Source organism: Candidatus Hydrogenedentota bacterium, from assembly GCA_035450225.1.
In the GTDB taxonomy this organism is placed as follows: Bacteria; Hydrogenedentota; Hydrogenedentia; order Hydrogenedentales; family SLHB01; genus DSVR01.
This window is the reverse complement of record DAOTMJ010000002.1, coordinates 35,242-48,295: the sequence shown is the minus strand read 5'-3', so window position 1 is coordinate 48,295 and position 13,054 is coordinate 35,242. Positions and strand designations below refer to the sequence as shown.

Here is a 13,054-nt window from a genome sequence, read left to right as displayed (position 1 = left end):
CTTGGGATCATGGAAGCCAAGAGCGGTAATGGTTGCCGGTCTGGCCGGCGCTTGAAAAGTCGCAGACGCGGTACGACGCGCCTTTGGCGTCTTTCAACGTTGCCAGCGCCCACGGTTCGATAGGGCCGTCCCATTCGATATCCTCGAATTGCACCGAAGCCCAATCCATCGCGGGAAGTTCGTCCGGGTTCAGTTCGTTGTACCGCGCGTCATAGGCATAGAGGAGCGGGCCGCGGTAAATGGATGTCTTCCCGTCGCATTCCTGCTCGCCTTTCCAGAATCGTGGCGTGAAATCGAAGGCCATTTCGATAAGATCGCCTTCCTGCCATGCGCGTTCGATGCGTAAATACGTTCCGGCCACGGCGTCGAAAACCTGTCCGGCCACGCGCACCTCCGTCCGCTTCGACCATTCGGGAATGCGCAACCGCAACGGAAACGACTCCTTGCGGTTCGGTTGCACGCGTATCGTAACCCGGTTTCCGACGGGATAGTTCGTGTCCTGCGAAAGGACGACGGAATTGCCCGACGGCAACAGCGCGCGGAGATCCGAGGGGCCGTAGAAGTTCAGCGTCAGCCCGTCCGCGCCATCCATGAGCGCCCATTCCGCGATCATGCCCATCGGACGGTAGGCGTTGACCGCGCAGCAGTTGAGGTCGGGCCCCGCCTTGGGCGATTGCCACGGCAGTTCGACGCCGAATACGCGCGTCCCGTCCATGGGGACATTGTACGCGCAGACACGGCCGCTGTACGGGACCGCGCCGAGCGCGCTGTTGAGGGTGCTCCATTCGATCTCGTCGGCCACACGGCTGTCGCCGGTCATGCGCAGCACATCCACCGACATGGCAATCCACGCGACGGTGCAGCATGTTTCTATCGCGCCCAAATTGTACGGCGATCCGCAGAACCCTTCGCCCGAAGTAACGCCGCCGGTGTTGTGTCGATCGCCCGCGAGACCGGTCTTGAACATGTGCTCGAACGCCTTACGGTATTTTTCGTCGCCGGTCAGCCAGTAGAGTTCGGGCAGGGCTTGGTAGTCGTGCAGCGCTTCCCAGCGGTGTTGCGGGAACTCGTGCATGGGCACGCCGGCCAACGCCGAATCTAGGTATTTGCCCGCGCCGTCCTCGTTCCATGCCTCGTGAACGATATATTTCGCCAGTTCAAGATAGCGCGGCACGCCGGTCTTTTCGTACAGCAGCATCATGGCATGGCAAACGGCCATGTTCATCTGGCCGCCGGCCCCGTCGCAAGTCAATGTCGGGCCGCCCGGTCCAAACGTTTCGAACAAAAGATCCGCCGCCTTCCGGCAGGTTTCGAGTGCGGGTTCGTAGGCCGTGTTTTCGTGGTGCAGGAGCAGGCCGAGCATGCAATGGTAATGCCCCCACACGTCCCAGTTGCCGCCAGTCAAGCGCGAAGACGCCGGAAACGGGCCGAGATAACCGTCCGGCCCCTGGCACGCGATGAGATCGCGAACGAACCCATCGAGCGTTGCACGCAGGGCCGCGTCGTGCGTGACGCGCCAGACGAGTTCACCGCCGGTCAGGTACTTGCCCGCGAACTCGCCCGCCCACGGCACGAGCGGATCGCGCACGGGCGTTCGATCACGGTCCCGCAGGACCTGCAGGATGGCCGGGCTCGATTCGGGGGTTTCCAGGAAATACCGCTGGATGGATTTGTCAATGCGTTTGCGCAGATAGCCGCGCAAATCGCCAAATGCGCCGCGCACGGGCTGCAACGCGGGCCGAACCGTCTTCTCCGGCTTGACTATGGGCATATTCCAATCATAAAAGGTCATTTTTCGCCGCTCCTTTGCATGGGTTTCCCCGGTTTCGGATCGCGCCGTCACGCTCCAATAAAAAGTTCTTCCATTCACGAGTTCCAACGGGATGGCGCCTTGCGTTTTGGCGCCTACCTCGATGGTTGCAAAGGGCGAGGGGGCGTCCGCCGCATCATATAGAAGAATGGCATAGCCCGTTGCGCCCGCGGACGGCCGCCATTGCACCGAGATGGCCTTTCGGGCGCGCGACGCCATGCCGTCCGGCGGCGCAACCAAGTCGAAGGGCGGCGGCGCGGGTTTCGGCTTGCCGAATGCCTCCGGCGCGCCTATGGCCAAGAAACTGTTCACGCCCCCGGCGAGACACGCCGCCTCGGCGCGAATCCACGAATCGGAACGGGCGATGTCGCTCAGCCGGACCTCGTCCATCGCGCCGCTGAATTGCCACGGGTCGAAATGCAGCACACCGCGTCCAATCCGCATTTCCTGGATTTCGAGCGGGCCGGGCAACGCGCTGTCGCGCTGCAAGACCGTGCCGTCAATGCAGATCGTCCGCGAGTTGTTGCGCGCATCGTACACGACGATGGCCGAATGCCACGCGCCCGCGGAAATGCCTTCGGGATTCAACTCCGGCGCTTGCCGGTCGCGGCTGACCGCGTTCGTGTGAACGATGCGCGGCGTTTTCAATCCGAAGTTGAACCAGTCCTGCGGTTCCTGGAAACGTTTCCCCGACGCGAGCGTCTGCACGCTTGGGCCGCCGTCCACGCGAAAGCGCACCACTACCGTAATCTGTTCGCCCAGCCCCGCGATCTTTTCCGGCACGACCCGCAGAAACGCCGGATCGCCCTGGAAACGCGCCGCCTCGCCGATGGCGACGTTGCCTTCGGCGGTCGCGGCTACGCCGCCGCGCGCGGCATCGTCGAGATCGCCGTTCAGGTGCATGACCAGACGGTAGCGCGAATCCCATCGTGGAGCCGAAGGCAGCGCGGCGGCCGTCGGATTGCCGTAGTAGAGGTCGAAATACTGGCCGGAGACGCCCGCGGCAATTCTCGGCACAAAGACATGTATTTCGGCTTTGTCGGACGACCACTTGACCATCTCGAAATCGAGCAGCGATCCGTCCGAAGAGACAACGCGCAGGTCGCGGCCGTCAGCCTGTGCGCGTGAAAAGGCAAACAGCCCATCGTCCAGAAGGATTGTCACGGGAAAATCAACGAGGTCTTCCGTCAGTTCGGCGGCGGCAAGCGACACACGCTGCCGGAACGCCCACTCCGGATTCCACCACGCATCCGCGCCCGCCGCGCACGCCATCATGCACACCAACCCGATTCCGCCCATGTCCGTTTCCTCCATTGTCGTTCACCCGGAATTTCGGCAAGCAAACATCATCGCCATGCCGCAAGATCCTTATTTCAACGATTCGATGGCGGCGTAGGAAATGCGCCAGTCGTCGCCGCGCTTGACGCACACCAGCCGGACGCGCTCCCACACCGCGCCTATCGGCACGCGATTGTTGAGCACGCCAATCACGGGAAAACTCCGTCCCGACCCATCGTCCACCTGCGCCCGGAACCGAATCTCGAACTCCATGTTCGCGCGGGCGGCTCCGGGATCGACCTGAACCGAGACGTTCCGAATCCCCAGCCGCACATCGCGCACATGATCCAATTCGCGCAGCGCATGGCGCTGTACGGTCTTGTAGTCATTGCGCTGGTTGTCGGTGTAGGTTTCATCCAACAGTGACATGCACGTGGCGACGTCCTTGGCCTCGACGGCCTTCTGCGCCACGCGGACAAGCTGCCGGAGCCGTTTCTCGTCGGAATTTTCAGTCAGGCGCCCATAGCCGATGTACGCGGCAAGCAGCAACACCCCAAGTCCAATCAGCAGATAGTAGAGCCGTCCGCCGCCGCCCAATGAAACGGGCATGATGCGGCGCTTGGCATGCGGTCTGCGCTTCCTATACCATTCTTTCTTTCGTCTGTGGCGGTGCACGCGCATGGGACACAGTGTATACCGGAACCACCGCCCCGGAACAAACAGGACACCCGAACCGTGAACGAATCCGCCTCGAACCGCCGCGCGCTGGCCCTCTGTTACGGGGGCATGATGTGCATCGCCATCGGCACGAGCCTGATCCCGGTCTTCCTCACGAGTTTCAGCGACGCCTTCGGCGGCGGGGCCGGCCTGACGGACGAGCAACTCGGCCGGATCTCGGCCATCATGTTCGCGGGGTTCACGGCGGGCATTTTGGGCGGCGGCCCGCTGGCCGACCGATGGGGCGCAAAGGGATTCGCCTTGCTGGGCGCCGCATTGACCATGGGCGGACTCGCCGTCACGGCGGCGGCCCACAGTTACGGAGCATTGCTGGCTGCATCCGTGCTGCTTGGACTCGGCGCGGGCGTGCTCGATATGGTGATGAGTCCGATCGTGTCCGCCTTGCGGCCCGACCGGCGCACGGAAGCGCTCAACTGGCTTCATGCATTCTACTGCGTCGGATCCGTCGCAACGGTCTTGTTCTGCTCGGCGGGGCTGCATTTTGGCATGACGTGGCGAACGATTACGCTGCTCATGATCGCGGCGCCCGCCATCGTATTTGCCGGCTTCCTCCCCTTGCACGTGCCCGCGCTCGTGCATGAGGACGCCGAGCGAACGCCGCTACGCCGCCTGTTCTCATCGGCGGGATTCGTGGCCGGCCTTGCGATCATTTTCCTCGCGGGCGCCGCCGAACAGGGAATCGTCCAATGGCTCCCCGCCTACGCCGAACGCGGTCTCGGCTTCAGTAAAACCGTGGGCGGCGTGACATTGGCCGCCTATTCCGTCCTGATGATCGCCGGGCGCATGCTGGCGGCCGTCGCGGCGCGCCGCATCCGCGCCGTGCCCCTCATGCGCGGGGCCTGCGCGCTCCTTGCCGCCTGCATTCTGGTTGCCTGCTTCGCGCCGCGCGGCGTTGCATTGGCGGCATGCATCCTCACGGGATGGGCGGTCAGTTGCCTCTGGCCCACCACCCTCGGACTCGTCGCCGACCGTTTCCCGCACGGTGGCGCATCCATGTTCGCGCTCTTGGCGGGTCTGGGAAACAGCGGCTGCATCGTGATGCCCTGGGTCATCGGCTTCGTCGCCGAACACAGTCAACTGCGCCTCGGTCTCGCCACAACCGTCCTCTGCCCGCTTGCAATCATCGTCCTCCTCGCCGCCATACGCCGCTGACGGACCTCGCTTTCGCTTTATCCCCTTTGTATCCCTCTATCTCCCCGTCCCCTTATTCCACGTCACACGCCGTCATTTCACGGCATTACGGAGCGATTCGATGGCTTCGAGATAGGACTCGCTTCGGAAAATGTAGGAGCCGGCAACGAGTATGTTCGCGCCGGCCTCGATGACCATCGGCGCGGTGGTCTCGTCAATGCCGCCGTCCACTTCGATGTCCCGATCGCCAATCATCGCGCGGACGTTCTGGATTTTCCGGACGGCTTCCGGGATGAAAGCCTGGCCGCCGAACCCCGGATTGACGGACATGATCAATACCATGTCCACCGCATCGGCAAGAAATTCGATGTCGTCTTCCGAGGTGCCGGGATTGAGCACGATCCCCGCCTTGCAGCCCATCTCCCGAATGGAATCGATCAGGCGGTGGGGATGCCGCGCCGCCTCGACATGGAAACTGATGATGTCCGCGCCGGCGTTGGCGAAATCCTCGACGAACCGATCCGGTTCGTCCAGCATGAGATGGACGTCCATCGGCACAGGACAATACTGTCGCAACGCGGCAATCACGGGCGGGCCGATCGTGATGTTCGGGACGAAATGGCCGTCCATGACGTCAATATGGATGAGGTCCGCGCCGGCATCGGCCACCGCGCGGACTTCCTCGGCCAGCCGCCCGAAGTCGCTCGCCAGAATCGAGGGGGCTATCTTGATGTTCATTTCAGAATCCTTGCGTTCCATTCCGGGGCCGGGTTCGGCGTCGTGGCGCGCATGCCGCCTGCCTGCCGCCGATTGCCGTATTCCGGTTCAGACATCCACGCCGCGTTCGCGGGCGACAAGTATGTTCGATCGCAGCAGGGCCTCGAAACTGCCGCAATCGGCCCACCAGCCTTCGATGACCTCGTAGGTCATGACGCCGCGGCGGATATACTCGTTGTTCACATCGGTAATTTCAAGTTCGCCGCGGTCGCTGGGAACAAGCGTCTCGCAGATCTCAAAGACGGAGGCGTCGTAGAGGTAGATGCCGATGACGGCCAGATTGGACGGCGGCACCGGGGGCTTTTCAATGACACGCACGACCTTTTCGCCTTCGAGGACGGCCACGCCGAAATCCTGCGGGTTGGACACTTCCTTCAGGAAGATTTTGGCGCCGCGCGGCTGCTTCATAAAATCCTGCACGGCCTTGCGCACGCTGCCCTGCACGAAATTGTCGCCCAGTATCACAGCGACCTTGTCGTCGCCGACAAAATGCCGCGCCAGCCGGAGCGCGTCCGCAATGCCGCCTTCCGTTTTCTGATAGGCGTAATTCATGTGCTTGAGGCCGAATTCCTCGCCGTTGCCAATCAAGCGCAGGAAATCGCCGGCATTGTTGCCTCCGGTAACCAGCATGATTTCCGTGATACCCGCTTCGACGAGGGTCTGGATCGGGTAAAACACCATCGGCTTGTCGTATACGGGCAACAGATGCTTGTTCGTGACGCGCGTCAAAGGACGCAGCCGCGTCCCCATGCCGCCTGCCAATACCACACCTTTCATACGCCGCACTCCCCGGTCGTTGTTTGCCGTTGCGTTCCCATTATGCCCGCGCCGCCGGCGTTTCGCAACCCATTATCCAGTTTTTGACTGCAACGGGCGGCCGTGCTACGCTGGCGCATGGGCATGGACGTTCGCGTACGCGTGTCCTAACGCGGCTCAGCCGCAATGCCTCAATCAAGGATATGATTTCTTTGTCCGCAACTTCTGTGTACCATGCACAGCAGTTGCGGACAAAGAAACTAACGCGGCTCAGCCGCAATGCTTCAATCAAGGATATGATTTCTTTGTCCGCAACTTCTGTGTACCATGCACAGCAGTTGCGGACAAAGAAACTAATTCACGGAAGGAGACACCTCCATGGAAAGACTGATGTTGATCGCGGGATTGACGCTGGCCTGCCATGCGGCGGCCGCCAGCGGGATTGCCCCGGATTCAATGAACGGCTGGGCCATTGTCGTGGCGGACGACGCCATTGCGAGCGAGAAATACGCCGCTTCGGAATTCCAGTCGCTGTTCCGGCAAGCCACGGGCATTGAGTTGCCCATCGTGTCCGCGCCGCCCGCCCCGGACCACAATATTTTTATCGGACACAACGCGGCCATGGCGTCGAGTCCGGTCGGTTTCGGCATCGAAAAACTGGGCGACGAGGGATTACGCATCCGAATCAGAAAGAACAATATCGCCATCGCGGGCGGACGTCCGCGCGGCACGCTGTACGGCGTGTACGAATTTTTTGAACGCTATTTTGGCGTTCGCTTTCTGACCTTCGACCACACCCATTTTCCCGATCGCGCCTCGCTGAAACCGCTGCCGAGGGACAATTACTCCTTCGTGCCGCCGTTTTCGTTTCGCTGGAGTTTTTACCGGGAAAACAGCGAGCAGCCGGCATTCGCGGCGCGGTTGCGCGTCAATACCGTCACAAACGACGAGAAACTCGGCGGCGCCACGCCGCAGGGTCTCATCGGCCACAGCCTCTACAAATGGATCAACCCCGAATTGTTCGGCAAGACGCATCCGGAGTATTTCGCGCTGGTCGGCGGGGAACGTAAACTGGATGTCGGCGGCGGCGGCCCGGAACCCTGCGTGACGAATCCGGAGGTGCTCGACATCGTCGCGGAAGGCGTCATCAAGGAACTGGACGCCAACCCGAATGTCCGCAATATTCCCGTGAGCCAGAACGACAATGCCGACTACTGCCGGTGCGATCGTTGCGAGGCCATCAACAAACGCGAGGGCACGCCGATGGGATCGCATCTCGCGTTCATCAACGCCGTGGCCGAACGCGTCGAAAAGGTTCATCCCAACGTCAAGGTGGGCACGCTCGCCTATTGGTACACGCGCCGCGCGCCCAAAACCATCAAGCCGCGCGACAACATCCAGATCCAACTGTGTAGCATCGAGTGTTGCACGTTACACGCCCTAGACGATCCGTCCTGCCGGAAAAACCGCGAGTTCTGCAGGGACATGAGCGCGTGGAAGGCCATCTGCAAGGACATTTGGATCTGGAATTACAACACGGATTTCGCGTGTTACGATCTGCCGTTTCCAAACCTGCGCAGCATCGGCGCAAACGTCCGGTTCTTCCTCAAGAACAACGTCAAGGGCGTGTTCATGCAGGCCAATGGAAACGGCACGTCGGGCGAAATGTCGGACCTGCGCAATTACGTCATGTCGCGCTGCCTGTGGCATCCCGGACAGGAAAGTTGGCCGCTCGTCGAGGAATTCTGCCGACTCCACTACAAGGAATCCGCCCAACCCATCCTCGACTATCTAACGATGCTCCACGACAACGCCGAAAAGAAAAAAGTGCATCCCGGCTGTTTCCCGACGGCGATAGGCGTGGGATTGACACCGGAAGTCTCGCAAAAGGCCTTCGACTATTTCCAGGATGCGCTGGCGAAGGCCGGAAGCGACGAGGTCCGCGCGCGCATCGAAAAGGCATCCATCTGCGCGTACAAGGCAATGATCCTGGCGGGGGGCGGATCGTGGAAATACGAGGACGGCGTGTGCAAACGGCAATGGTCCGAGCCGCGTTTCGCGAACATCGTGGATCGGTATATCGAACTGGCGACGCGGTATCGCCTGACGATGGCCGCGGAGACGGTTCCGTTCCCGCAGTACGTGGAGACGTTGAAATCGCAGTACGGCGTGCCGGCGTTGCGCATCGAAAACGACACATGGCGCCTGCTCGCGCTTCCAAGCGCCAACGGCCGGCTCATCGAGATGCTGCACAAGCCTTCCGGGCGCAATCTGATCGCCGGCATGACGGACGCCGGGCTTGGCAAAAGTTCGCACGAGGATATCGCCCTGAAAGGGTATTCCGACGCGAAACCGCTCGCGTTCACGGGCGCCATCGAGGGACAAAGCATCGTCCTTGCGAAGACACTTGAGGATGGTTCGACGTTCGAGCGCCGGATTGCGCTTGACGGCGATGCCATTGCCTTTGCGTCAAAACTCACAAACGCAACGGCCCAGCCGAAAGAATACCAGTTCAAGGCGCATCCCGAATTCGATGCCGCCACGAATACCGCCGACAGCGACATCGTGACGGCCTACATCAAGGACGCCGAATGGAAGAAGATCAACCGCCATTGGATCATGGACAAGGGGCCGGACGCCGGTTTGCTCAAACAGGCCCAAGGCGGCGGATTCGCCTTCTTCAATCACAAGGAAAAATTCGGCGTGAACGTGTCCTACGATCCCGCGAAGATTGGCGAACCGTACCTCTTTTGGAACCCGGAATGGTCCCAAATCAACCTGGAACTCTTCACACCCGCCAAGGAACTGAAACCGGGCGAATCGCTGTCGCTTGAATACACCTACCGCTTCCTGGGCGAACCGCCCCGGTAACAAACGGCAGGAAAGGGATTCTCGCCGGATCAGGCTTTTTTCACGGACGCCTTCGACCGCGTTTCCTGGAGCGGCAGGGTGCTGCCGCGTTTTTCGAGGATGTTCAGCGAGATTTCGATGACCTCAGCGGCTTCCCCGGGCGCCATGGTGCCGACGGTGACCATGTCCATGTCGCGCAGGGTGCTCCATGCGAAGGCGAGGCCCTGAAACGGCCGGATCTGGCCGGCGGCCATGGGCTTGATCGTCATGACGGGCTTCTTCGCCTCATGAATGATGCGCGCGACCCAATCCACTTCCATCTGCATCAGATACCCCATCGAGTTGTAGAGCGAAATATACGTTTCGATGTCTATTCCGGATTCGTCGGCATAAACGATGGCTTCGGGCATGTGCGTGCTGAGACCGGGAATCATCCCGTGCGCACGGACCGATTCCGTGATTTGGCCGATATGCCTGATCGTGCGCGTGCAGCGGTCCACGAGCGCATCCGTGGTGGACGTGTGCGGAAAACAGAATCGCGCGCCTTTCTTCGCCTGCTCCTCGACGATGGCGTCCACGGCCCCTTGGTCGAGTCCCTTCTCAGGCGTCTCCGGCCCAACGGGAAACGCGGGCGTCGAAACGACGATCGCGCCGACGCCGGTGCGGTCCTCGGCTTCTTTGACGGCGTCGGCCAGTGGCGGCATTGCGATGAGCCCCATGATCGTGTCCACGCCGGATCGCAGAAAGACCTCGATGATATCGGCCATCTTCTTGCGGTCGCGCACATGATCGCAGATGTACTGATCCTTCGACGGCGTCGTGTGACTGAATCCGAGAAACCAGTTCGTGCCGACGATCATGCGCGACAAAGACACGCCGCCCACCATTGTCCGGGGAAAACTACTCATCAATGATCCTCCTTGAATGCTTCCGGCAATCCGAAATGGACGTTTTCGTGCGCCACTTCGTGTTCCTCGACCGCGAGGAAACCCTTGCCGGCCAAATGCTCGACCACGCCTCGCACCAACGACTCCGGCACCGATGCGCCGGACGTGACCAGCACCGTTTCAGCGTCTTGCAGCCACGCATCTTGGATCAACAACGCCGACGCGATCAAGTGGCTCGGTTTGCCTTTTTTGCCGCAGATTTCAGCGAGCCGTTTTGAGTTTGCGCTGGCCGGATCCCCCACGACCAGCACTAGGTCCGCCTGCGGCGCCAGTTCGATCACGGCCCGTTGCCGGTTCTGCGTGGCATAACAGATGTCGTCCGCCTGCGGTCCGCGTATGGCGGGAAAACGGCGGCGCAACGCTTCGATCACGCGGGATGCGTCCTCGACACTGAGTGTCGTTTGCGTCAGGTACGCCACGCGATCCGGATCGGGCACGGAAACCGTCGCCGCTTCCTCTTCGGAGAAAACGACCTGGATATGGTCCGGCGCCCAGCCCGCAGTGCCGACGACTTCATCGTGGCCCTTTTCGCCAATCAGGATGATTGCGCAGCCGTCCTCCGCAAAACGCCGCGCTTCGCGGTGGACCTTCTCGACCAGCGGACAAGTCGCGTCAATGACATGCAGCCCCCGTTCGCGCGCGGCCGCCCATTGCGCCAGCCCCACGCCGTGCGCGCTGAACAGCAGATGCGAACCGTGCGGCACGTCGTTCAGATCGCGCACGAACACCGCGCCTTTGCCGCGCAATCCCTGCACGACGGTTTCATTGTGCACAATCGCATTCAGCACATACACCGGCGGACCGTACACAGCCAGCGCCTGCTCGACGCTCCGTATCGCGCGTTCGACACCCGCGCAAAACCCGCGCGGCTTGGCAAGGATGATTCGCTTCATGGGAAGATAGAATGTCCTTAGGTAAACCCCATTGCCACTTTAATCGGACTGTGTGGTTTGATCGGTCCCTCGTTCACGCGATGGCCTCGATTCCGTGGAGTTGACAGAAGGCGCGCAAGGCGCGGCCGTGGTTCCCATAGAAGATGATCTGGTGCATGCCCTTCACGTCGCAAGCGTCCTTGACTTCGTCGAAAGCCACTGTGACGTTCGTGCGGCAACCGCCGGCGGGCGGTATGTTCGGACAATCCACGATGGAGCCGGTATACACCAGCATTTGCGGCTTTTCGCCCGGCTTGTAAAGCGCCATGGTAACGGGCTGGCCCTCCTTGAGCAGGACGCGCGGCACGCAGCCCCATCCCGCTTCGGCATGACTGCGCAGGATATAGGGTTCGGGCCCTTGGTCCGGACCGCTCATGCGTGAAGGGCAGGTGCAATGTGCGCCGAAATACAAATTACGCTCGGTGTCCATCGAGGCATTTTGCTGGAATCCGGGCAGACCGAACAGTTCCTGCACGAGCATGAGTGTCAGCGTCGGATTCAGATCGGCTTGGCAGCCGGCGGGAATGCCCTCGTCGCGCAGGGTCATGAAGCCCATGCACGGGGGGACATGCCGGTGTGGACGCTTGAGACCCGGCAGGCAGTCCATCATGATCGCGTCAGCCTTTTCTTCTTCGATGATCCGTCTCAGCGCATAATAGGCGCGCGCGGCTTCAAGGATGTCCTCGCCGGTGGGTTCGACAATTTCCTTCGCCTGCCGGCGATAGTTCCGCGCCAGTTTCCGAACGGCTTCATCAATCGCCGTGTTTTTGAATACATCGTAAAATTGCCGATGCGGGATGGTGCGGATTGTGGTTCCCCAAAACGGGACGGTTGTTTCAGGCGCTTCCTTGCCCACGATATTGAGCAGTAGCGCATCACGCATCCGCCGCCGGGCGCGAATCGCGCGAAGACCCGATTCGATGCCGGACTCTTCGAGCGAGTTCACGAGGTATACGCCCGGCTTTGTCCGCAGTTGATTGATGTGGCCCACGAGCGCCACGCCCAGCGGCGCAAACACCACAGACGGATACCCGCTTTCCTGTGCAATCCGGGCAGCATTGCCCCATTGCGCCTTCGCAAACGGCATCAGCAGGAGTCCATCGGGCGGAGTCTGCCTGACGCGCGCGATGAACGCGGCCGCCTGTTCTTCGGAACGAATCGGATCGTTCTCCACGGTGATCCGCATGTCCAGTTTGCGGCCAAACGCTTCGAGACGTTGCGTATACTCCCGCTGCCGGCCTTCGGCGTCAAAACCGGAACCCGGCCAACTGTAGTAGCCGGATTCTTCGAGCGATGCCGTGCTCGGATACAGGAACACGCATTGCACAACGGCCTTCGACTTATTGCGCAAGGTCAAGGGCGTCGCGACGGCCTCCACAGATTGCACCCAGGGTGCTCCGGCCGCGACCACGGCGGCCGTTTGAAGAAATCCGCGACGCGAGACAGACAGCGACGAACGATCACAAGATGAACACATGGCCAGTCCTCCTCTCAAGGCAGTTGAATGCGGCGTTTTTCCGTATCAGGATTTTCGCGGTACAGAATGGCGATGTTGCCGATAAGTCCGACGACGGCGCTGTCGGTGCGATCTGCGATGGATTCGGACCATTCGCGTTTTTCTTTCTTGCCGTCTATGAATTTGACCTTGATCAGTTCGTGCGAATCGAGGGCGGCGGCGCAGGCCTGCACGACGGCGTCCGTCAGACCGTTCTTGCCCACGAAACACACGGGGTCGAGATGATGCGCCAAGGATCGGAGGTGGCGGCGTTGCGCGCCGGTCAGGGTTGTCATGGCTTTTTCCTTTCCACAAGGTGGCGTATCCAGCATGCCGCAAC

The 13,054-nt window shown here is 61.2% G+C and carries 10 protein-coding genes; 2 read left to right on the top strand and 8 right to left on the bottom strand.

The features are described from left to right. Positions 1-7: 7 nt before the first annotated feature. Together P5540_01815 and P5540_01810 are read right to left on the bottom strand one after the other, a co-directional pair. Positions 8-3,109, bottom strand: a complete 3,102-nt coding sequence (locus P5540_01815) for a glycoside hydrolase family 127 protein (GenBank protein HRT63537.1) — start codon at positions 3,107-3,109, stop codon at positions 8-10. Between the two features lie 69 nt (positions 3,110-3,178). Then, the gene (locus tag P5540_01810; GenBank protein HRT63536.1) at positions 3,179-3,697 is read right to left on the bottom strand and encodes a hypothetical protein; all 519 of its coding nucleotides are present in this window, start codon (positions 3,695-3,697) and stop codon (positions 3,179-3,181) included. A 126-nt stretch (positions 3,698-3,823) separates the two neighbouring features. Between P5540_01810 and P5540_01805 the strand changes: the two genes are divergently transcribed. After that, positions 3,824-4,978 carry an MFS transporter gene (locus tag P5540_01805; GenBank protein HRT63535.1) on the top strand — a complete coding sequence of 385 codons (1,155 nt, stop codon included), beginning with the start codon at positions 3,824-3,826 and terminating at the stop codon, positions 4,976-4,978. A gap of 72 nt (positions 4,979-5,050) precedes the next feature. On the opposite strand, the gene rpe is transcribed toward P5540_01805, so the two are convergent. Both rpe and P5540_01795 read right to left on the bottom strand, forming a co-directional pair. Beyond that, a complete protein-coding gene (rpe, locus tag P5540_01800; protein HRT63534.1) occupies positions 5,051-5,695 on the bottom strand; it encodes a ribulose-phosphate 3-epimerase in 645 nt (214 codons plus the stop codon). Positions 5,696-5,782: 87 nt separating this feature from the next. Then, the gene (locus tag P5540_01795; protein HRT63533.1) at positions 5,783-6,511 is read right to left on the bottom strand and encodes a sugar phosphate nucleotidyltransferase; all 729 of its coding nucleotides are present in this window, start codon (positions 6,509-6,511) and stop codon (positions 5,783-5,785) included. A 357-nt stretch (positions 6,512-6,868) separates the two neighbouring features. On the opposite strand from P5540_01795, the gene P5540_01790 reads away from it, so the two are divergent. Then, positions 6,869-9,361 (top strand): DUF4838 domain-containing protein, encoded by a 2,493-nt coding sequence (locus P5540_01790; GenBank protein HRT63532.1) that lies wholly within the window; start codon positions 6,869-6,871, stop codon positions 9,359-9,361. A gap of 29 nt (positions 9,362-9,390) precedes the next feature. Here the strand turns inward: P5540_01790 and P5540_01785 are convergent, their stop codons facing one another. The 4 genes from P5540_01785 to yhbY form a co-directional block, all read right to left on the bottom strand. Beyond that, on the bottom strand, positions 9,391-10,248 hold the full coding sequence (locus P5540_01785; protein ID HRT63531.1) for a hypothetical protein: 858 nt from the start codon (positions 10,246-10,248) through the stop codon (positions 9,391-9,393). Next, the gene (gene ispH, locus P5540_01780; protein ID HRT63530.1) at positions 10,248-11,180 is read right to left on the bottom strand and encodes a 4-hydroxy-3-methylbut-2-enyl diphosphate reductase; all 933 of its coding nucleotides are present in this window, start codon (positions 11,178-11,180) and stop codon (positions 10,248-10,250) included. The genes P5540_01785 and ispH overlap by 1 nt, the downstream gene beginning before the upstream one ends. A 73-nt stretch (positions 11,181-11,253) precedes the next feature. Beyond that, entirely contained in the window at positions 11,254-12,606 is a 1,353-nt protein-coding gene (locus P5540_01775) for a hypothetical protein (GenBank protein HRT63529.1), read from the bottom strand. A gap of 104 nt (positions 12,607-12,710) precedes the next feature. Then, on the bottom strand, positions 12,711-13,010 hold the full coding sequence (gene yhbY / locus P5540_01770) for a ribosome assembly RNA-binding protein YhbY (GenBank protein ID HRT63528.1): 300 nt from the start codon (positions 13,008-13,010) through the stop codon (positions 12,711-12,713). Positions 13,011-13,054: the final 44 nt, after the last annotated feature.